Source organism: Mycobacterium sp. P4_H6 (assembly GCF_056400845.1).
Map to the genome: position 1 here is coordinate 12,744 of NZ_JBFUKN010000014.1, position 20,161 is coordinate 32,904.

Here is a 20,161-nt window from a genome sequence, read left to right on the forward strand (position 1 = left end):
TCGACAGGTTCTCGACGGCACGGGCCGTTCGCGGCAGGCTCACCACCGACCGGCCGCGGACGTCGAGGTCTGACTGTTCTTGACGGTGTGTGCGACGATCACCGCAAGTTCTGCCGGGCCGGCATGACCGATCTTGTTGACCGTTGATGCGACATCATCGGTACTGTCACCGTCGATCATGATGATTCCGCCGAGTTCCGGACTGGCCTGGAGGAATTGGGCCAGCCCTTCGCTTGTCGCAACGGGATAGATGTGTACATCGGGATACTCTCGCCGCCACTGTGCCGCGAGGAGATTTACAGCGTCCACGCAGCTCTTGTCTTGCCCGGAGTCGGTCCACACTGCCAACACCGGCCATCCGCGGTTTCGGGACTCCGAAGCCGCATCGGCGATCACGGCGCAGTTGTGGTGCGAGCTTCCGCCGATCGAGACGATGACCCAACGTGATCCAGGCTCACGGACGGCCGATCCGGCTGGTGTGCGGACGATCGCCACAGGGCATGTCGTCTTCTCGGCGACTGTTGTCGCGGTTGAGCCCATGAGGGCGATTCCCAGGCGACTCATGCCCGTCCACCCGACACAGACCATATCGACATCGCGGGATTCCGCGATCAGAACAGCCCCCGGCGAGCCCTGTGCAATCGTCGTGCTGACCGTCACCCCGGCACCGTATTCAGTGATCCGGTCGCGTGCAGACGTCAAAGCACGCTTGGCCGTTTCGACGGCGGCCTGGTACTCGGTGGCGGTCAGCGTGCCCGACAGGTCGGTTCTGATCGCGTAGATCAGTCGAAGCGTGGCGTTGCGCGCCGCAGCCTCATCGGCCGCCCAGAGCGCGGCACGTTCTGCTTGCCCTGATCCGTCGATCCCGACGATGATCTGTCTTTTCTTGGCACCAGACATGTTGTCATCTCCCCTTTTTGATGGGAATACGCGAATCATGCTATGCAACCAGGAGGCCGATGGGCGGAGTCGAAGGTCACCACGGCGCCGTCAAAGGTCCATCGAAATCATGATGTAGCCAGGGGCCGTAGGAGAGGTGACTTTCGGCCGTAGCGCCACGGAAGCCCTCCTCCGACACTGAGTGAACGGCACACTTGCCGAAATTGCCGCGGAAAGGCTGGGATTCGCCCATGGCATCCGAGAGTGCACATGATGCGACGGCAGGGTTCGTCGATCTACAGGCGCTGTTGGCGTCGGTCCCCGATGCGGCGATGCTTGCCGACCAAGCTCTGACTTCTCTCGCCGTTGAATACTTCTGCTGGCAGATGCACTGGGACGATTGGTGCATGCGCCAGCCCTCGAAACGGCAGACGGCGTTCAAAGACTGGGTTGCCGAGGGACGTGAATTGTTCGATCGGCGCGACGAACTCAAGGCTGCCGCCTGTTCGCTCTTGCGGCGTGGTGGTGACGAGGCGACCGAGGACACCACATGATCGAAGTCATGCCGGCCATGCCCGGCGGCGTCACTGGCATCCGCGTCTCTCGCCGGTTATCCGGCGAGGACCTTCGCCTGTTCGAGCCGATGATGAAGCAGCTTCGGTATTCTGATGGCATCAGAGTCGTCGAGGTGATCGCTTCCGACTACGAAGGATTCGGCCCCGGCGGGTTGATGGAGGACCTCAAGATCGGGCTCGGCTTTGTGGCGCAGCAACGTCACGCCTTCAGGCGCTTCGCCATCGTGACGGATCAGCAATGGGTCGTGGATACCTTGCATGCGCTGGCCTGGATGATCCCCGGCGACATGAAAATACTTCGCCTCGATGATCTCGACGGCGCCGTTGAATGGGCCGCGGCCTGAACTCAGCCTGCGGGCGCGATATGTGCCATCGGACTACTTCTCAGGGCGTGGGGTTGCAGCACCCTCGTCACTCCAAGCAGACCTGGCGCCTGATTCGCCGATCCGATACACCTGGATGACCGCGGCGCTGCTCGCGACGACGACGATAACGGCGATGGCCACGGTGATGCCTGTGGACAAAGGACGCTGGCGTTGCTCCCGCCGGTGGGCAAAGGCCAGGAGCGCAACCCCTAGCAGCAGGCTGAGAGCGAAATAGAGCATGGTGTCGCCGAGCGCGGTGTGTGCCCGCAGCACGTCGGTTTCGTTTATGCGTAGCTGCAACCATTCACCGGCCTCTGTGGTGAGGGGCGTCATCACGACAATGGCCGCTGCGAGAATCACCACCAAAGAAATCAAATGGCGCCGAGCGGCCGGCCAGACAGCACTCAAAATCGCAAGCGCAGCAGTGAGCGGTACAAGGGCGACGATGAAGTGGACCAGAAGGATGTGTACCGGAAGTCCCTGGATGGTTGACATAGGTTGCCTCTCGATCTTTTGGACAGCCGGATCAGCTGACGACGCCGCCAATCACGTGGCCGACGACATATGTGGTGGTCAGCGCGAGGCCGCCGCCGACGACATTGCGGATCACCGCCCGTGGAACATCAGCCCCGCCCAGCCTTCCCGACAACACGCCAGTCGCGGYGAGTGAGACCAGCACGACTCCGATTGTCAGCGGCACGCGCGCTCCGAGCGGCGGCAACAGGATCGCGATCAACGGAAGAAGGGCTCCGATCGTGAAGGACGCGGCCGACGATAGCGCTGCGTGCCATGGATTGGTGAGTTCGTCTGGATCGATGCCCAGTTCTATTTCAGCATGCGCCCGGATGGCGTCGTGATCGGTGAGTTCTTGCGCAACCATGTTCGCCGTCTGTGGTGAGAGTCCGCGTTGTTCATACAGCGAGGCGAGCTCTTCCAGTTCGGCTTGCGGATCGTCACGCAGTTCACGGCGCTCGAGAACCAGAAGCGCGCGTTCGGTGTCTCGCTGCGTGCTCACAGAAACGTACTCACCCAAGGCCATTGACACGGCGCCGGCGGCCAGTCCAGCGATCCCCGCCATCAGGAGCGGCTCGCGGGCAGCAGTCGCGGCGGCGACTCCGACGACGATTCCGGCGGTCGAGACGATGCCGTCGTTGGCGCCCAGAACACCCGCGCGCAGCCAGTTGAGCCTCGACTGCACCGATCCCTGGTGGGGTTCATCGGGGGAAGGTGTCGACATGGCCGTCAGGCTATCGAAGTGATGGCGACGGCGCCAGCATAGGTAGCCTATCCAAAACTATTGCGGCAGTGTCTTTCTCAGTAGCGAGCGACAATCACCGGAACTCGCGCTGCCTGGACGACGGCAGAACTGACCGAGCCCAGCAGGGCACTTGCCACCGCGCCGTGCCCGTGACTGCCGACAACGAGCAATTGCGCCGACTCCGACTGTTGGACAAGGCGTCGGGCGGGCTGGTCCAGAACGACCACCCGGCGGACCGTGACGTCCGGATAGCGTTTCTGCCAGTCGGTCAACGCTGCGGATACCTCGCGTTCGACGTCCGGCCGAAGTTCATCCCAGTCGAACCGGGGGAGTTCCCACGCGCCAGGAGACCACCAAGCGTGCAAGGCAACCAATTCGACACCACGTCGCTGCGCTTCATCGAAGGCCAGCGCTGTGGCGCCCGCGGAGGCAGTGGAACCGTCGAATCCAAGGACAACGGGATCTTTGGAGTCGAAGGGCGGCAGGAACTCGTCGTGGGTCACAGTGACGGGGCAATGCGCCCGGTGCACCAGGGCAGTGCTGACCGACCCGAGAACGGTCCGCGCCAGAGCGCCCTGCCCGCGGCTTCCCACTACCAACATGCCGGCGTGCTTTGATCTCTCGATGAGTTCGACCGTCGGCACGGCCAGCTTGAACTCTGTTGTGACATCTACGGCGCCGTTGGTAACTTCCTTGGCGGCCTTCTGGGCGTTTTCGAGAATGCGAGCACCGAGGTCCTGCTGCCGGGCGAGTGATCCCGGCGGCGGCACCAACAGCGGCCAGGTGCCGAGAGCCGGCACAACCGCATAGACGATCGTCAGCGTCGAACCGCGAGAGGCTGCTTCGCCAGCTGCCCAGCGGAGAGCCGTTTGCGATGAGGGGGAACCGTCGACACCAACCACGATGCCGGCATTGAACGATCCGTCCATGATTGTCAGTCCCTTCATCATGGTGGGCTGTGCCACCAGTCAGGGACAACCTAGGACTCGGGGGCCATCCGCCGGTCGGGACTTTCGGCCTCATTCGGTGGGGTCGGACGGCCGGCCCAGCTTGGAGACGAACGCGGCGGCCTGCGCGCGCCGTTCCATCCCGAGCTTGGCAAGCAGGCGGGACACATAATTCTTGATGGTCTTTTCCGCGAGGAACATCCGTGCCGCAATCTGCTTGTTGGTGAGGCCTTCACCGATCAGCGTGAGCAATGTTCTTTCCTGGTCGGTCAACTCTGAGAGGGGGTCAGCGTGCTCGGCGGATTCGCGGAGCTTGGCCATCAATGCGGCAGCGGCGCGATTGTCGAGAAGTGAACGACCGGCGCCCACGTCCTTGATGGCGCGGGCGAGCTCCATTCCCTTGATGTCCTTGACCACATAGCCGCTGGCGCCGGCGAGGATGGCGTCGAGCATGGCCTCCTCGGATGTGTATGACGTGAGCATCAGGCACCGCAGGTCGGGCATCCGGGCCAACAATTCACGGCACAACTCCACACCGTTGCCATCGGGCAATCGAACGTCGAGCACCGCCACGTCGGGTCTCAAGCAGGGGATCTGTGCCAACGCGTGCGAGACCGAGCCGGCTTCACCGATGACCTGCAGCTCGGGGTCAGTGCTGAGCAGGTCGATCAATCCGCGTCGGACCAGTTCGTGGTCATCGACAAGAAACACCGTCACCATGGTCGTCCAACCCTCCTGCCGACGACCATCCGGTCGCAGGCGGACCTGCGCTCCATTGTGACGGCTACGCGCGTTGTTGGCGACCACAACCGCACCGCGATGTTGCGCTCGCTCAAATCAGGGCCAAAGGTCCATGGCATCGAGGACCTCTTCAGGCAGAGCGGGGCAGCGGCCCGGCAATAACGTCGAGAAGCAGACGGCGGCGCGTCGAGAGCCATGTCGTTCACCGCCCCGATTGTGCAAGGAGTGTCCCGTGTCTGAGATGCAACCGAAAATCATCGTTGCCGTTGACGGATCGCCCACAAGCAAGGCCGCTGTCGAGTGGGCTGCCCGAGATGCCGGGCTGCGGCATGCTCCCCTGACCCTGGTGCATGTACTGCCCAACCCGGTCGTGGGTACGTGGCTGACGCCACCCTCCATTGATGCCTATGCGACGTGGCGGGAGACGCGCGGCCGCGAAATTCTCGATGAAAGCCAGCACATCGTTGATGCTGTGCTGCTCGAGCTCGGCCCGGTGTCGGTCGACCGGGAGACATTCGTGGGCACGGTCATCCCCACACTGGTGGATCTGTCGAAGGACGCAGCCATGGTCGTGGTCGGCTGCCGAGGAGAAAGCGCCCTGTCCCGGCAGCTACTGGGTTCGGTGAGCGCAGGTCTCGCCCATCACGCGCATTGCCCGGTCGCTGTCGTCCATGATGAGCGAGCGCTGGACCGGGCCTCCCGCAAAGCCCCGGTACTGCTCGGGGTCGACGGGTCGCCCGCCTCGGAACAGGCGACGGGCATCGCCTTCGAGGAGGCATCACAGCGCGGCGTCGGCCTGATCGCCCTGCATTCCTGGGCTGACTACGGGTCGTTTGCGTTGCCAGAGGGCCAGTGGGAGGACCAGCTCGAGATCGGCAGAGAGACGTTGGCAGAACGGTTGGCGGGCTGGCAGGAGCGTTACCCCGATGTTTCGGTCGAGCGGCAGCTGGTGCACGGCAACCCCGCCATTCAGCTGGTTGCGACCTCGGAGTCTGCGCAGCTGACGGTCGTCGGCAGCCACGGTAGGGGCGGTTTTGCGGGCATGTTGTTGGGCTCGGTCAGCTCTGCGGTGGTGCAGACCGCTCGAACCCCGGTCATCGTTGCGCGGTCATGACGAGCCGGGTACCGAGTGGCAGCGACCCCGTTGCCGCCATCGTCGGCTGAACCGGAGCACGGGTTCGGCATCACTGGGAGCGGTACGCGTGGCATTGATTCGACGACTTGCAGGCAAGGCCCGGGCAATGAGCCGCAACGAAGTGGCCGTATCGGTCCTGGCGGTGTTCAGTTCCGCAGCGCTGGTTTCCGGAATCGTCGCGCACGCGGCCGGGTCGCCGGCGCTCGCCGAGAAGTTCTGGACGGCAGGCACCGTGTCCGCCCTGATTCCCGCTGTGTGGTGGGTGCTGAAGGCCTTGCGGGAAGGCAGGTTCGGCGTCGATGTGATCGCCGTTGTGTCGTTGGGCGGCACGATTGCCGTAGGGGAGGAACTCGCCGGGTCGCTGATCGCGTTGATGCTGGCGACAGGTCGTCTCTTGGAGGTGGCGGCGGAGCGTCGCGCGACCCGGGACCTGCGTGCACTGCGCGACCGTACTCCCATCTATACGCGGCGCAGGTCGGGCGATCRGCTCACCACCGTGCCCGTCGTTGATCTCGTCGTGGGAGATGTGGTGGTCGTCGGATCCGGCGAGGTGGTACCCGTCGACGGTCGGCTCGAAGGCGATGAAGGGATTTTCGATGAGTCCGCACTGACGGGGGAGTCGTTGCCTGTCAGCAGAAGCGCCGGATCCGATGTCCGCAGTGGTGTCGTCAACGCAGGTCAACCCGTCGACATATGTGCCAGTGCAAGGGCTTCGGACAGCACCTATGCGGGCATCGTCACGCTGGCCGAGCAGGCGGCGGCGGTTGACGCCCCGGTGGTGCGGGTCGCCGACCGGTTTGCCATGTGGTTTGTACCCTTGACGCTGGTCTTGGCTGCCGTCGCGTGGTGGGTCGGCGGTTCGCCGGTACGTGCCGTCGCGGTGCTCGTCGTAGCGACTCCGTGTCCCTTACTCATTGCCGCCCCGGTGGCCATCGTCTCGGGTCTGTCTCGCGCCGCGCGAGTCGGCGTCGTCGTCCGCAGCGGAGCCGCTCTGGAAGCACTCGGACGCGTGCGCACACTGGTGACGGACAAGACCGGAACCCTGACCGCGGGTTGCCCTACTCAAGCCAACGTGACTGTAGCCCCGGGGTTTTCGCGGGACGAGGTGCTCAGATTGGCCGCGAGCGCTGACCTGTACTCACCACACATCTTCGCGCGGGCGATCGTCAAGGAATGCACATCGCGTGGGCTCGACCCCAGTGCGCCCACGAACGTGCGCGAAGACCCTGGCCGAGGTGCGACTGCCACAGTGGACGGTCACGTCGTGGCCGTAGGCGCGCTGGGATCCGCCGCTGATCTGCCGGAGTGGGCGGCAGATGCACGGGCACGTGCATTGCTGGACGGGACTGCGGTGGCGTGGGTATGGATCGATGCCCGACTTGCCGGCGCGATCACACTCGCCGACCCGATCCGACCTGATGCCGTGCGCACCGTGCGACGACTACGGGCAGGTGGCGTGCGCCGCATCGTTCTGCTCACCGGAGACAATGCTGAGACAGCTGAACAGATATCGGCCACCCTGGGTCTCGACGATGTCAGATCGGAGCAGTCGCCGTCGGACAAGGTCGACGTGGTCCGCGCCGAGGCCCGCCTCGCCACCACGGCAATGGTGGGAGACGGTGTCAACGATGCGCCGGCTCTGGCTGTCGCCGATGTCGGGATCGCCATGGCGTCGCAGGGACGAACGGCCAGTTCCGAGCTCGCCGAGGTGGTCCTGACGACGGACCGGTTCGACAGAGTGGCCGACGCCATGGCCATTGCGCGCCGGGCCCGTCACATCGCCATCCAGAGTGCTGGGCTCGGCATGACGATGTCCGTCGTGGCGATGGTGGCAGCAGCTGCGGGCATGCTGCCCCCGGCTTTTGGTGCGGTGCTGCAGGAGTGCATCGATGTGCTGGTGATCCTCAACGCTCTGCGCGCCCTGGGCGCGCCGATCTCGAGCCGGAGACGATCGTCACCGGAGACGCAACGGCTCATCCGGCGGTTCGCTTCCGAACACGACGGGCTACGCAAAGGTGTCGCCGACATCCGCTCGGCTGCCGGCGACCTCGTGTGCGGACGCCTCGCCGAAGCGGTGCCCAGCCTGACCGCAGTCGACCATTTTGTGCAGACAGCTCTGCTGCCCCACGAGCACGCTGAGGAAGGACTGCTCTACCCGGAGTTGGCACTTCCGCTCGGTTCCGGCGAATCGACAGCGGCGATGAGTCGGATGCACGGCGAGATCAATCGCTTGGCGTGGCGTCTGCATCGGCATGTGGTGGAGGCGGCCCGTACGGGCACGGTGGCCTCTGATCACGTCGAGGACCTCCTTGCGTGCCTGTACGGACTGCACGAGCTGCTACGTCTGCACTTCGCCGTCGAGGAACAGGACTACTTCACCTTGTTACCGGATGAGTCGGCGAAGGCATGAGGATTTGATCGTGCTCGCATTCAGCCGAATCCTGGGTTTGAAGGTGCGTGATCGTGCCGGGAGCGAGTTGGGTCGTGTCGCTGATATGGCCGCGGTCCTCGGACGTCCCGACGGTGCCGCACTCGTCGACCGACTGATGGTGCGAACCGCGCGTGGGCGCCACCTGTTGTTCGCGTGGTCGGCGGTCGAAGGCCTGGGTTCCGACGRCATCCGGGTGTCGTCGGAGGGGATCCCGGTTGCGTCGGTGGCCTCCTCCCTGCACATCGACGAACTCCTGCTGCACCGTGATGTGCTCGACACCCAGATTGTCGATGTCGTCGGTCGGCGGGTGGCCCGTGTAGCGGACATCGTCTTGGCTCGGCGCCGGGACCGATCTCTGGAAGTCGTGGCCGTGGAGGTGGGTTTCGGTGCGGTGCTGCGGCGCTGGGGAATGCCGCCGCGGCTGGCTCGGACGGGGGCAGACACGGTTGCCTGGGGTGATCTGCACTTGACGTCTGCGCGGGGGCATGAGGTTCAACTTGCGACCCCTCGGTCAGCAGTGCATCTGCTCGATGCACGTGAACTCGCCGTCCTGGTGAGTCGGCTCGACGTGACCTCTGCCGCCGATGTTCTCACCACCAGGGGGCCGGGTGTCGCCGCCGATGTCCTGCGAATCAGCGACCCGGGGGTGGGCGACCATCTACTGCGGGCTATGACCGATGCCGACGCGGCCGATGTGGTCGCGGCCATGCCCGCCACCCACGCCTCCCGGTGGCGCCGCCTGTTGGGCCGACCACGTCTCGCCCATGGACGCCCGCTTCTGCGATCACACGTCTGGCCCCGTCGACGCGCTGAGCGCGGGTAGGCGGGATGAAGGTTCGGCGCCTCACTTTCGGTGCCCTACTGGCTGTCGTCGGTCCGGGGGTACTCGCCGGCCTTTCCGATGACGACCCGGCGGGCATCACGACATACTCGGTACTGGGTGCCAGCCATGGATACCAACTGCTTTGGGTTCTGCTGCTGTCCACGGTGGCCTTGGTGATGTTCCACTCGCTGGCCGCTCGCATGGGCGTTGTCACCGGCCAGGGTCTCATCGGTCTTGTGCGGCAACGCTACGGCGTGCGGACCGGTGGCGTGGTGCTCGCCACGCTCGTCATTGCCAACATCGGCACGACATGTGCCGAATTCGCCGGCGTTGCTGCAGGGTTCGACCTCTTCGGGATCAGTCGCCACATCAGCGTCCCCATTGCCGCGGTGACGGTGTCACTGCTGGTGTTGCGCGGCAGCTTCCACCGCATCGAGCATCTGCTGTTGCTGCTGTCCACGGTGTTTCTGGCTTATGTCGCATCCGGTGTGCTGGCGCACCCAGACTGGGGTGCGGCTTTGCAGGGACTCGTCGTCCCGACGATGCCGGTAGATGGCGCGACCATCGCCATCGTCACGGCGACGGTCGGCACGACCCTGGCTCCATGGGGTTTGGCTTTCATCCAGTCTTACGTCGTCGATAAGAAGCTGCGCGCTGAGGATCTCGTTCTCGAGCGCGTTGATGTGGTCACCGGAGCGCTGTTGACCGGTGTGATCGGCTTTTTCGTCGTCGTGGCGTGCGCCGCCACGCTGCACCGTGAAGGCCGCACGATTGCCGATGCCGCCGATGCTGCCGTGGCGCTTCAACCCGTGGCCGGTGGGGCGGCCGCAACCTTGTTCGCCGTCGGATTGATCGGTGCCGCTCTACTCGCGGCATCCATCCTGCCCCTGTCCACGGCGTACTCGGTCTGTGAGTACGCCGGTGTCGAAGCGGCACTGGACGATACCTACCATGACGCCAAGACGTTCTACGTCACCTACGGTGCAGTCATCTCACTCGGAGCCGGCGCGGTGATGCTGCCCGGCGCACCACTGGTGACCGTTCTCGTCACCACACAGATTCTCAACGCCGTCCTGCTTGTTCCGCTGTTGCTCGTCATGGTCGGCATCGGACGTGACGAAGATCTGATGGGGGAGTTCGCCATCGGCCGTCTGGCCACGTATTGCTACGGACTTGTCACCGCGGTGGTGGTGGCCTGCGTTGCTGCTTTGGCCTTTTCGTCGGTGCTGTGATTGCGCACAATGTCCGAGAAGTGATCCAGGTTCCGTCAGGTGATGGATTCCAGGTCGCCGTGCGATGCTGCCCGGCGCGTCGAGCAGAACCGACGGGGCCTTTATCGGGGCACCTTGGCGACGATTACCGGAGCATGAGATTCGGTGGCGACCGCAGTCGCCACCGAACCCAGCACCGCCGCCTCCATCCCACCCCTGTCGCGGCTGCCCACCACGACGAGCCCAGCCTGCCGCGCCTCCGCCAACAACCAGTGCGCAGGGCGATCACAGAAGAGGCGACGCCGCACAAGGACATCCGGATAGCGCCTCTGCCACGGTGTGAGGACATCCCCGAGCATCTTCTCACCCGCTTCGCGGCCGGTCCACCGATCCGCTTCAGGGTTGGAGAGGGCGCCGATATCGCGCCACGCATGGACGGCGATCAAAGGCACATTCCGTTGCGATGCTTCCTCGAACGCCACACCGGCGGCGTAGTGCGAGCAATCGGCTCCATCAATACCGACGACAACGGGCCGCGCGCGCTGCTCGGCGGTCGGGTCGCTGTGTACGACGGCCACGGAAGTGGTTGCGTGTCGACAAGATGCGGCCGTCACCGAGCCGAGTCGGCGGCCGCCCCACGAATACCGGGGCCGTGAACCGACAGCGATCATCCACGTGTGTGGTGTCAATGCCGAAAGCTCGGAAACGACCGCACCGTAGGCGATTTCAGTCCGTATCGGAACTGTCGAGCGGCTGCCGATCTGCTTGGTGACCACATGAAGGGCGCGCATGAGTGCCTCGCGGGCCAGACGCTTTTCGGATCGCAAGATGCTCTGTGTGGTCCCGCGGTCCGGGGTGCTGAACGTCGTCGGGTTGATGACATGAGCAAGAACCAGCGAGGTGTCGTGCACGACCGCCTCGTCTGCCGCCCAGCGGACTGCCCAGTCGGAGGCCACGGAGTCGTCGACGGCCGCGACGATGACGCGCCGCCTTTCCTCGATCGCCATCACACGTCAGCGAACGACCACGACGGAGCAGCGAGCATGCGCGAGCAGGCCGCTGTCGTGCGGTCCGATGAACCGCGGCAGTTCCGGGACATCGTCGCTACCGATGACCGCCAACGGGATGTTCGAGGCGCACTCGGTCGCGGGGTGACGATGAGACAGGTCGGCGTGCTCGTCGGCAAGGAATTCGGCCAGACCGCACTGCGTCGCGGCTGTCTCGATCTCGATGTCTGGATTGCGCTCGGCCCAGCTTCGGGAACGGCTGCGGGTCCGGCCGGCATCGTTGACGCCGAAGCCTTTGCAGCCGAGGCCCACGATGACCAGAGGCGCATGTCGTAATCGCGCTTCTTCCAGGGCGAACTCAACGGTCGCATCGCCGGTGTTCCATCCGTCGACCCCGACCGCGACCCAGTTGGCCGCATCCGCATCCGTGCCGTTCGAGGGACGAATGACCGCCACTGGGCAGTGTGCGCGGTCCGCGACGGATGCCGCCGTCGACCCCATTATCGAGCGGGCGATCACACCCATACCGACTGACGCCACGCAGAGCATCGACGCGGACCGCGACTCGGCGATCAGTGCGTTCGCCGGCGGACCCCACCGCACCGCTGTCTGAACCTCGACCGGCTTGCCGGTCGCGGTGACGGCGGCCCAGGCCGTTTCCAGAGCAGATTCGGCACGAGCGAGTTCCGGGCTCGTGGCAGGTTCTGAGACCCGTGCCGCCAGGACGTTGGTGACGCCGACGAGTCGCAGTGGCACGCTGCGGTGCAGTGCTTCGTCGACTGCCCATAGCGCAGCGTCGATGGCTGCCGTCGATCCGTCGATGCCGACGACGATTGGTCCGGCGTCATCTCGTGCGGTCACGACAGCCTCCTCTACAGCTCGGCCTACGGGGTTTCTGTAGTGCAAACTATGTGGCGGTACCCGGTGAAGGCAGAGCAGTTCGTCCTGCGCCCGGAGGCCCTTGGTCCCACGTCGCCGGGTGCCTCGCGGTAGGGGTCCTTTGTCCGACTTTGCAGTGACCAAGGACTCCAGACTTCACCGCGGCAACGCAATATCGTCGTTGCGAGCGAAAGGAGCTTTACATGAATTCAGCTGGTGCGCATGCAGGTCCGCACGGAATCGTGGTGGGCGTGGACGGCTCGACCGCGTCGCTGGCCGCTCTGGAGTGGGCCGCGTGTGACGCGAATATGCGCGATGTACCGCTCACCATCGTTCACGTGTTGACGACGGTGGACGCCGCGGCCTGGGTCGATGTGCCCATCCCAGAGGACTTCATCGAGATGAGGGACCGGCAAGCCGCGCAGATGATGCGCGATGCCGTGGATGCGGCGTCGAAATGGATTCCCGACTCATCCCGGGTTACCGTGCGTGAGCACCTGGTCGAAGGGCGTGCCGTGGGAGCGCTCGTGGACATGTCGAAGGACGCCGAGATGGTGGTCGTCGGATGCCGCGGGCTCGGCAAGGTCGAGGGTCTGATCCTCGGCTCGGTGAGCGCCGGCCTGCTTCATCACGCACATGGCCCTGTCGCCGTCATCCATGAGGAAGTTTCGGCGTCCAGCCGGCCGCCGAATGCCCCTGTGGTGGTGGGCGTCGATGGCTCACCTGCTTCTGAACGTGCGGTCGAGGTGGCTTTCGACGAGGCGTCCCGACGCGGCGTCGGAATCGTCGCCGTGCATGCATGGCTCGACCACAGCGCCACCGTACCCGGGCTGTATTGGGAGGACTTTCGCATCGAGGCCGAGGAGATCCTTGCCGAACGGCTCGCCGGCTGGTCGGAGCGCTACCCGGATGTGCCCGTCGAGCGAACCGCCGTCGAGAGCAAGCCGGCTCAAGAGCTCATCGCCCGGTCCGGGTCGGCTCAGTTGGTGGTGGTCGGCAGTCACGGACGTGGCGGGTTTGCCGGACTGCTTCTCGGTTCGGTCGGCTCGGCGGTGGCACACGCGTCGCGCTGTGCAGTGATCGTGGTCCGTCCTCAGTAACCCTGTGGGCCGATGTCGGCGGGCTGGTTACTCACGGTGTGAGGACTGCGGCACCCGCGATGCGCCCTGCCTTCAGGTCGTTCAGTGCCGCGTCGGCCTGATCCATCGCATAGGGTTGTGTTGTGACCTCGACACGGTGCTGACCGGCGAAGGTCAAGAACTCCCGCGCATCTGCGCGCGTGTTCGATGACACCGACCGGATCTGGCGTTCCTGGAACAGGTGGCGTTGGTAGTTCAGTGTCGGCACGTCGCTGAGGTGGATGCCTGCGATCGCGAGGGTTCCGCCGCGGTCGAGGTTTTCCAGCGCGGGCAGCACCAGTTCACCGACTGGCGCGAACAGAATCGCTGCGTCGAGCGGAACGGGCGCCGGGTCCGTAGCGCCCTGGACGGACGCGGCGCCCAGCGCCAGAGCCAGCTCGCGCGCTTCCCGACCCCGAGTCATGACATGCACCTCTGCACCTTGGGCCAGGGCGACCTGAGCGGTGATGTGAGCGCTACCGCCGAAACCGTAGATGCCGAGCCTGCCACCTGGTGGAAGCTGCGCCCGCAGCAACGACCGGTAACCGATGATGCCCGCACACAGCAGCGGAGCGAGTTCGGCATCCGAGTAACCGGACGGCAGCCGGTGCACGTAATCAGCTGGTGCAGTGACGTACTCGGCGTAACCACCGTCGGCGTCCCATCCTGTGTACTGCGAGTCCGGACAGAGATTCTCTGCGCCGCGCACACAGAACCGGCAGTGTCCACAGGTGTGCCGAAGCCACGCGACGCCCACCCGGTCGCCGACGGCCAGGTCCGGCCCGACGTTGCTGCCAAGGCCGACGACCTCGCCGACCACCTCGTGTCCGGGAATGACGTGCGGACGGTGCACCGGCAGATCGCCCTCGGTGACGTGCAGATCGGTGCGGCACACCCCGCACGCCGACACGGCGACCTGGACTTCGTCCGGGCCCGGTTCTGGGACCGCGACGTCAACGTACTCGAGGGGACGCGTGGTGAGCGGGCCGGGGGAGGAAACACGCCACGCGGACATCATTCGTGTGCTCATGATCCCATCGTCGACCACTGCGGCGTCTCACGGGAGCAACGAGGCGGAAACCGCGGCCCTTCAGGGTCTTTAGGCCCTAAATTAGACGGCCCTCACCCGGCTAACTTGGGGTTGCATCCCATCACACGAGGGGCTGCTTGGCTCGAAGGAATGGCTATCGTGCTCGATTATGAGGTCCCGCCGTTTGCCGACACTGTCGCTGTTCGTGAGATGGACCGGGACGAGCTGAGCGGCCTCATCACCGCGGTGCACTCAAAATTCACAGATCGCACACGCGACGAGGTTGGTGATGTGGTGCGCAGTGCGTACCGGCACCTCGCCCGCAATGCGACGGTGACGTCACACCTGATTCCACTGACACTGAATCGCAGTATGCGTCTCATGCGAATTGCACAGAATCAACGCCGTGGGACTGAGCCCGGCGAACATTTGGTCAAGGTCAACTCCTCGACCCGAAAAGCCGGATGACGGAACGCGAGGCCGGCCGCGGCGATCCTGATGCGCTGTTCTCTGCCGGTCAGCGCTACGACGGCCTACGGCGTTGGGCGCCGGGACTGGCTGATTTCTGCGGGTACCGAAAACGCTGGTTCCGCAACGACGTCCAAGCGGGCTTGAGCGTCGCAGCGTATCTGATACCGCAAAGCATGGCCTACGCCGCACTCGCCGGGCTCAGTCCTGAGGTGGGCTTGTGGGCCGCACTACCGGCCCTACTCGTCTATGCCGTCCTCGGGTCTTCCCGGCAGCTGTCCATCGGACCGGAGTCGACCACCGCATTGATGACGTCGTCTGCGTTGGCGGTGGTGGTCGCCGACGGTGACCCGGCGAAGTACATCGCCTGCGCGGCGGCGCTGACTCTGCTCGTGGGCCTGGCTTGTTGTCTGGCATGGACGCTAGAACTGGGATTCCTGGCCGGCCTGCTGTCCAAACCGGTTCTGGTGGGATACATGACCGGGATCGCCATCGCCATGGTGGTAAGCCAATCCAGTACCCTCCTCGGACTGCACCCGTCTCACGGCGACGTGTGGAGGCAGGCCGGCGACCTCGTCAAGGATGTGGGCGACCTGCACTGGCCTACGGCGCTTCTCGGCGTCACGCTCGTCGTGTTCCTGGTTGTGGTTGATCGGTATGTGCCCCAGATTCCGGGGCCGCTGATGGTGGTTCTCGGTGCGACGATCATCGTGTCTGCCTTCGACCTGGCCCAGCACGGTATCGACGTGGTCGGGGCGATCCCCTTCGGTTTTCCGGCGGTCGGTCTACCGGACTTGCCGCCGGAGGTGTGGCGCGAACTCGCTGTTCCTGCACTGGGAATCGCCATCGTCGCGTTCTCGGATGACGTCCTGACCGCCCGCGGGTTCGCATCCCGAACCGGCGGCGACATCGATGCGAATGCGGAGTTGCGCGCACTGGGTGTGGCCAACCTGGCGGTCGGGCTGGTTCGGGGATTTCCGGTGAGCTCCAGCGGTAGCCGCACCGCACTCGGCGTTGCCGCGGGTGCACGGACACAGGTTCACTCGTTGGTGATCGTTGTCGTCGTCATCGGTGTGGTGACCTGGGGCCGTGGACTGGTGGGGTCGATCCCATCCGCTGCGTTGGCAGCGCTCGTCGTGTTCGCGGCGATCAAGCTGGTGAACGTGGCAGAATTTCGCCGGCTCGCACGATTCCGTCGCAGCGAACTACTTCTGGCGGTGGCGACGGCCGTCWGTGTGCCGGTGTTCGGAGTGCTCAACGGTGTGCTGGTGGCCGTCGTGCTGTCGATCTTGGAGCTGTTGCGCCGGATCGCCCGCGCCCATGACAGCGTCCAGGGGCTGGTACCCGGACTGGCCGGCATGCACGATGTCGATGACTACCCCGAGGCGGAACTGATACCGGGACTGGTGGTGTACCGATACGACGCGCCGCTGTGTTTCGCCAATGCCGACGACTTTCACCGGCGCGCGATTGCCGCCGTCGACCGATCTCCCGGCCCGATCCGGTGGTTCGTGCTGAACGCCGAGGCCAACGTCGAAGTCGATATCACTGCGATGGATGCGCTCGAAAGGCTACGGCAGGAATGCCATCGGCGGGGAATCGTCTTCGCGATGGCGCGGGTCAAACAAGACCTGCGTGAGGCGCTGCGGGCCGCGGGCATGCTCGACGGGATCGGGCGTGAGTATCTGTTCATGACGCTGCCGACCGCCGTGGCTGCCTATCGACGATGGTGCGGCATGGAAACGGGTCCTGAACATTAGGGACTTCGGACTCTGCACGAGACGCGATATTCGCTCAATAGTTGAGATGACAAGTTCTCTTTCCACAAGGAGCGCCGCACGCCATGACCGCGCACTTTCCTGACACCGCGACGATTCGCACGGCGCTGTCATTGGCCACCCGCGCACCGTCGGTGCACAATTCGCAACCGTGGGCGTGGCGGGTGGGCGAGGAGAGTATTCACCTCTATGCCGATCGCAGCAGGCGCCTACCACATGCAGATCCCGACGGCCGCGATCTCTTGATCAGCTGTGGAGCGTCGCTCCATCACGCCACGGCGGCATTCGCCGCGCTCGGTTGGCAGTGCAAGGTGAGCCGCTTGCCGAACGCGGCCGAACCCGACCATCTGGCCGCCATCGCGTTGACGAAATGTGAACCGGACGAAAAAGACATTGCGCTCGCCGCCGCAATTCCTCGCCGCCGCACGGATCGCCGCTACTTCAGCCACTGGCCGGTTCCGCACGCCGATGTCGTGATGATCGGGGTGCGGCTGGCGCGGATGGGAGTGCTGCTACGCCACGTCGAGATGACCACCGGCATGAGAGCGATCATTGCCGAAGCCGTGTGGCTGCACGCCCATGATGGCGAGTACCTGACCGAGTTGACGACGTGGAGTGGCCGTTATGCGTCCATTGCCGGCGTGCCGGCACGGAGCACACCCGAGAGTGACGCCACGGCCGCGCTACCGAGTCGGCTGTTCGCCGGACCGATGCTCGAGCAACCGGCCAATGCCACCGCCGGTGACGATCACGGTCTTCTGCTGGCGCTGGGTACCGGCAGCGACGATGTGATGGGTCGACTACGGGCCGGCGAGGCGACCAGCGCGGCACTGTTGACGAGCACGATGCTGGGGCTGGCCAGTTGCCCGGTCTCAGAGCCACTAGAGATCGCCGAGACGCGAGCCGCGCTTCGGTCCGAGGTATTCGGTGACGAGGCGCATCCGCAGATGATGCTCCGGATCGGCTGGGCGCCGGTCGGTGCGGAGTCGCTGCCCGCGACGCCGCGGCGACCGGTGGGGGAGGTCATTCACGCGCTGGATGGCGGCCCGGTGTTCTAGCTTTTTCAGTCCGGGAGCACGGGAACTGTCCAACGCACACTGGTTCCGGAGCCCGGTGTGGAAGAGATGACACATTCGCCGCCGAGATGCTGTGCCCGCCACTGCATGTTGGCTAGACCACTCCTGCGCGCATTGTCTTCGGGTATCCCGTCACCGTCGTCGGCGATCTCCATGGTGAAATCGTCGTCCACCGTGACCGTGACGTCGATGTGTGAAGCCTGTGCGTGCCGCACAGCGTTGCTGATGGCCTCGCTGGCAACGGCTTCGGCGTGCTCGGAAACATGTCGCGCCACGGCGCTCAAGGGACCCGCCACGCGCACCGAGGTGACGATACCGCTGTCGCCCGTCAGTTCGGAGGCCAGTGCCTGCAATCGGACCCGCAGGTCAGCGTTCTTCGAGGCGGGTGACTGCAGTTTAAAGATGGTCGACCTGATGGTCTCGATCGTGCTTTGAAGTTCGTCGACCGTACGGGTCAGGCGATCGTTGACTTCTGGCGCCTTGGACCGCGCGATGGTGCCTTGCACGTCCAGGCCGGCGGCGAACAATCTCTGGATGACCTGGTCATGCAGGTCGTGCGCGATGCGCTCCCGGTCTGCAAAAACCAGCAAGTCGCGTTCGCGTGCCCGCGACGAGGCCAGGGTCAGCGCGATCGCGGCGTGGCGTGCGAAGTCGCTGACGAGATCCAGGTAGGACGGGTCGAACGGTGAGTCATCTCGATTGCGCGCCACGGCGATCACGCCGATGACCGAGTCCTCCAAGGTCAGCGGCATGACAATCGCCGGGCGCTGACCGACATCGGTGAACGATTGGATCGGGTGCAGGAACGACTCAGTGATGACCGGCATCCCCGATCGAAACACGCCGCCGCTCGTTGACGAATCGATGGGAACGTGTCGACCCATGACTTCCTCGGCGTGCAACCCGACTGCGGCCGAAACGATCAACGTCTGGGCGTCCTCGCCCGAATCGCCGGCTTCGGGCACCAGGACGATGGCCTGTTCGGCTTCGGTCAGTTCGCGGGCCCGTTCGGCGATCAGACGCAGCGGATTCTCGGATCCGGGGCCTCCGGACAACAGGGCCGTGCCGATCTCGCGGCTTGCCTGCATCCAGGTGGCCGCTGCCCGCACCCGCTCGAACAGGCGGGCGTTGTCGATGGCGACCGCCGCCGCAGAGGCCAGTACCCGCACCGACACTTCATCATTCTCGGAAAACCTGGGGCCTGGCCGGTCGTGCGTGACGTAGAGGCTTCCGTACACCTCGCCGCGGATGGTGATGGGAACGCCAAGGAAGGCGTGCATGGGTGGGTGGTGTGGGGGAAATCCGGCTGCCGCCGGGTGATCGGACAGATCGTCGAGGCGCAGCGCCGGGGTGTCCTCCAGGGGAACGCCGAGCACCCCCTTGCCGACCGGTAGTGGACCAATGCGTTCGACGAGTTCGGACTCGATGCCCTGGTGCAGGAACGAGGTCAGCGCGCCGCCGCGGTCGCGCACACCCAACGCGCCGTAACGGGCGCCGGTGAGTTCGATTGCCGCGTTGGTGATGCGATCGAGCGTGGCATTCAGATCGAGGTCCGAGCTGATGCCCATGATGACGTGCAGCAACTTTTCGGTCTGGTCGCGAGCGCCTTGCAGCTCATCCAACTGTTGGTGAATCTCGCTGACCAGGTCCGGCTTGCCCAGGTGGGCGAATGTTGGTTCAATTTTCTTGATTGCCACGGCATCCCCCTCGCGGGTCAGAGTACGCGCTATTCCCGGCTGCGTRGCTGGCAACCAGAACGAACTGGGCGGCACGAAAACTCGGCAAACCCGCTCTGATTTGCCGACGAGCCCCACGCCTACCGAAACGTGCCATTGCGCCCGTCGATGACCAAGGAATCCCAGGAATGAGGGCCTAAGGCCCTGCCCACCGACGGTAGGCCGGTGCTTACCTGAGATGGGTTGATCTGCCCACCTCAACGACGCATCGATGGGAGACGACGTGAATATCTCGCCACAGGCAGACAGTCGCACGCGCGCATTCGCCAGGGTCCTTGGGCCTCTCCTGGGCATACTCTCGGTTTCGGTGCTGCTGCGCACCGACAACCTGATGCCGATTGTGTCCGAGTTCACCGCCAGTGCCGTATGGCCCTGGGTCACCGGCGTCTTCGTGACAGCCGCAGGAATCGCCGTTGTCACATTTCACCGAACATGGCGAGGGGCAACGGCTTTCATGGTTTCGTCACTGGGATGGATGATTCTGGTCAAAGGCATCCTGCTGCTCATCGTGCCGAGTTCGCTTGATTCGGTGGCACATCGGATGGTGAGTACGACGGCGGCCGTGCCCGTGGTGTACTCGCTGCTGGCGCTGGTCAGCCTCTACCTCATCTACGCGGGGTGGCGCTCCGGCTCCGACAACGAGCGGCCAACGTCATCACGAACCAGCGGCAAGTCGCCGCACGCGACCGCGTAGCGACCGCGGG

20 protein-coding genes are annotated in these 20,161 nt (G+C 64.8%); 11 read left to right on the top strand and 9 right to left on the bottom strand.

Going from position 1 to position 20,161, the window contains the following annotated elements; genetic code table 11:
- Positions 1-39 precede the first annotated feature (39 nt).
- Positions 40-939 carry a universal stress protein gene (locus AC1DTF_RS08055; RefSeq protein WP_477473688.1) on the bottom strand — a complete coding sequence of 300 codons (900 nt, stop codon included), beginning with the start codon at positions 937-939 and terminating at the stop codon, positions 40-42.
- A gap of 191 nt (positions 940-1,130) precedes the next feature.
- Here AC1DTF_RS08055 and AC1DTF_RS08060 point away from each other — a divergent pair, with 191 nt between their 5' ends.
- Complete coding sequence (locus tag AC1DTF_RS08060; protein WP_477473689.1) at positions 1,131-1,433, top strand: hypothetical protein; 303 nt, start codon at positions 1,131-1,133, stop codon at positions 1,431-1,433.
- Complete coding sequence (locus tag AC1DTF_RS08065) at positions 1,430-1,798, top strand: SpoIIAA family protein (protein WP_477473690.1); 369 nt, start codon at positions 1,430-1,432, stop codon at positions 1,796-1,798. The genes AC1DTF_RS08060 and AC1DTF_RS08065 overlap by 4 nt, the downstream gene beginning before the upstream one ends.
- 33 nt (positions 1,799-1,831) lie before the next feature.
- On the opposite strand, the gene AC1DTF_RS08070 is transcribed toward AC1DTF_RS08065, so the two are convergent.
- The 4 genes from AC1DTF_RS08070 to AC1DTF_RS08085 all read right to left on the bottom strand — a co-directional run bounded on the left by AC1DTF_RS08070 (position 1,832) and on the right by AC1DTF_RS08085 (position 4,744).
- Positions 1,832-2,314 (bottom strand): DUF2231 domain-containing protein, encoded by a 483-nt coding sequence (locus AC1DTF_RS08070; protein WP_477473691.1) that lies wholly within the window; start codon positions 2,312-2,314, stop codon positions 1,832-1,834.
- A gap of 31 nt (positions 2,315-2,345) precedes the next feature.
- Positions 2,346-3,056 (bottom strand): VIT1/CCC1 transporter family protein, encoded by a 711-nt coding sequence (locus tag AC1DTF_RS08075; protein WP_477473692.1) that lies wholly within the window; start codon positions 3,054-3,056, stop codon positions 2,346-2,348.
- Positions 3,057-3,133: 77 nt separating this feature from the next.
- Positions 3,134-4,009, bottom strand: coding sequence for a universal stress protein (locus tag AC1DTF_RS08080; RefSeq protein ID WP_477473754.1), 876 nt, complete (start codon positions 4,007-4,009; stop codon positions 3,134-3,136).
- 87 nt (positions 4,010-4,096) lie between these two features.
- Positions 4,097-4,744, bottom strand: coding sequence for a response regulator (locus tag AC1DTF_RS08085; protein ID WP_477473693.1), 648 nt, complete (start codon positions 4,742-4,744; stop codon positions 4,097-4,099).
- A 262-nt stretch (positions 4,745-5,006) separates the two neighbouring features.
- Here AC1DTF_RS08085 and AC1DTF_RS08090 point away from each other — a divergent pair, with 262 nt between their 5' ends.
- From AC1DTF_RS08090 to AC1DTF_RS08105, 4 genes are all read left to right on the top strand, one after another.
- Entirely contained in the window at positions 5,007-5,879 is an 873-nt protein-coding gene (locus tag AC1DTF_RS08090) for a universal stress protein (protein ID WP_477473755.1), read from the top strand.
- 127 nt (positions 5,880-6,006) lie between these two features.
- Positions 6,007-8,310, top strand: coding sequence for a heavy metal translocating P-type ATPase (locus AC1DTF_RS08095; protein WP_477473694.1), 2,304 nt, complete (start codon positions 6,007-6,009; stop codon positions 8,308-8,310).
- A gap of 10 nt (positions 8,311-8,320) precedes the next feature.
- Entirely contained in the window at positions 8,321-9,154 is an 834-nt protein-coding gene (locus AC1DTF_RS08100) for a magnesium transporter (protein ID WP_477473695.1), read from the top strand.
- A 5-nt stretch (positions 9,155-9,159) separates the two neighbouring features.
- Positions 9,160-10,386 carry an NRAMP family divalent metal transporter gene (locus AC1DTF_RS08105; RefSeq protein ID WP_477473696.1) on the top strand — a complete coding sequence of 409 codons (1,227 nt, stop codon included), beginning with the start codon at positions 9,160-9,162 and terminating at the stop codon, positions 10,384-10,386.
- A 101-nt stretch (positions 10,387-10,487) separates the two neighbouring features.
- Here AC1DTF_RS08105 and AC1DTF_RS08110 read toward each other — a convergent pair whose 3' ends face one another.
- Both AC1DTF_RS08110 and AC1DTF_RS08115 read right to left on the bottom strand, forming a co-directional pair.
- A complete protein-coding gene (locus tag AC1DTF_RS08110; RefSeq protein WP_477473697.1) occupies positions 10,488-11,372 on the bottom strand; it encodes a universal stress protein in 885 nt (294 codons plus the stop codon).
- 6 nt (positions 11,373-11,378) lie between these two features.
- Positions 11,379-12,233: a universal stress protein gene (locus AC1DTF_RS08115; protein ID WP_477473698.1), complete on the bottom strand. Its 855-nt coding sequence runs from the start codon at positions 12,231-12,233 to the stop codon at positions 11,379-11,381.
- Between the two features lie 221 nt (positions 12,234-12,454).
- Here AC1DTF_RS08115 and AC1DTF_RS08120 point away from each other — a divergent pair, with 221 nt between their 5' ends.
- A complete protein-coding gene (locus AC1DTF_RS08120; protein ID WP_477473699.1) occupies positions 12,455-13,351 on the top strand; it encodes a universal stress protein in 897 nt (298 codons plus the stop codon).
- A gap of 31 nt (positions 13,352-13,382) precedes the next feature.
- Here the strand turns inward: AC1DTF_RS08120 and AC1DTF_RS08125 are convergent, their stop codons facing one another.
- Positions 13,383-14,399: a zinc-binding alcohol dehydrogenase family protein gene (locus AC1DTF_RS08125; RefSeq protein ID WP_477473700.1), complete on the bottom strand. Its 1,017-nt coding sequence runs from the start codon at positions 14,397-14,399 to the stop codon at positions 13,383-13,385.
- Between the two features lie 150 nt (positions 14,400-14,549).
- Between AC1DTF_RS08125 and AC1DTF_RS08130 the strand changes: the two genes are divergently transcribed.
- From AC1DTF_RS08130 to AC1DTF_RS08140, 3 genes are all read left to right on the top strand, one after another.
- The gene (locus AC1DTF_RS08130) at positions 14,550-14,867 is read left to right on the top strand and encodes a hypothetical protein (RefSeq protein WP_477473701.1); all 318 of its coding nucleotides are present in this window, start codon (positions 14,550-14,552) and stop codon (positions 14,865-14,867) included.
- Entirely contained in the window at positions 14,864-16,627 is a 1,764-nt protein-coding gene (locus AC1DTF_RS08135) for a SulP family inorganic anion transporter (protein ID WP_477473702.1), read from the top strand. Before AC1DTF_RS08130 ends, AC1DTF_RS08135 begins: the two co-directional genes overlap by 4 nt.
- A gap of 83 nt (positions 16,628-16,710) precedes the next feature.
- Complete coding sequence (locus AC1DTF_RS08140; RefSeq protein ID WP_477473703.1) at positions 16,711-17,703, top strand: Acg family FMN-binding oxidoreductase; 993 nt, start codon at positions 16,711-16,713, stop codon at positions 17,701-17,703.
- Between the two features lie 5 nt (positions 17,704-17,708).
- Here AC1DTF_RS08140 and AC1DTF_RS08145 read toward each other — a convergent pair whose 3' ends face one another.
- The gene (locus AC1DTF_RS08145) at positions 17,709-19,355 is read right to left on the bottom strand and encodes a sensor histidine kinase (protein WP_477473756.1); all 1,647 of its coding nucleotides are present in this window, start codon (positions 19,353-19,355) and stop codon (positions 17,709-17,711) included.
- 409 nt (positions 19,356-19,764) lie between these two features.
- Between AC1DTF_RS08145 and AC1DTF_RS08150 the strand changes: the two genes are divergently transcribed.
- Entirely contained in the window at positions 19,765-20,151 is a 387-nt protein-coding gene (locus tag AC1DTF_RS08150) for a hypothetical protein (RefSeq protein WP_477473704.1), read from the top strand.
- Positions 20,152-20,161 lie beyond the last annotated feature (10 nt).

Coding starts and splice junctions, on each gene's coding strand:
- AC1DTF_RS08055 (WP_477473688.1), bottom strand. CDS start 939: ATGATTCGCGTATTCCCATCAAAAAGGGGAGATGACAACATGTCTGGT.
- AC1DTF_RS08060 (WP_477473689.1), top strand. CDS start 1,131: ATGGCATCCGAGAGTGCACATGATGCGACGGCAGGGTTCGTCGATCTA.
- AC1DTF_RS08065 (WP_477473690.1), top strand. CDS start 1,430: ATGATCGAAGTCATGCCGGCCATGCCCGGCGGCGTCACTGGCATCCGC.
- AC1DTF_RS08070 (WP_477473691.1), bottom strand. CDS start 2,314: ATGTCAACCATCCAGGGACTTCCGGTACACATCCTTCTGGTCCACTTC.
- AC1DTF_RS08085 (WP_477473693.1), bottom strand. CDS start 4,744: ATGGTGACGGTGTTTCTTGTCGATGACCACGAACTGGTCCGACGCGGA.
- AC1DTF_RS08090 (WP_477473755.1), top strand. CDS start 5,007: ATGCAACCGAAAATCATCGTTGCCGTTGACGGATCGCCCACAAGCAAG.
- AC1DTF_RS08105 (WP_477473696.1), top strand. CDS start 9,160: ATGAAGGTTCGGCGCCTCACTTTCGGTGCCCTACTGGCTGTCGTCGGT.
- AC1DTF_RS08110 (WP_477473697.1), bottom strand. CDS start 11,372: ATGGCGATCGAGGAAAGGCGGCGCGTCATCGTCGCGGCCGTCGACGAC.
- AC1DTF_RS08120 (WP_477473699.1), top strand. CDS start 12,455: ATGAATTCAGCTGGTGCGCATGCAGGTCCGCACGGAATCGTGGTGGGC.
- AC1DTF_RS08125 (WP_477473700.1), bottom strand. CDS start 14,399: ATGAGCACACGAATGATGTCCGCGTGGCGTGTTTCCTCCCCCGGCCCG.
- AC1DTF_RS08130 (WP_477473701.1), top strand. CDS start 14,550: ATGGCTATCGTGCTCGATTATGAGGTCCCGCCGTTTGCCGACACTGTC.
- AC1DTF_RS08140 (WP_477473703.1), top strand. CDS start 16,711: ATGACCGCGCACTTTCCTGACACCGCGACGATTCGCACGGCGCTGTCA.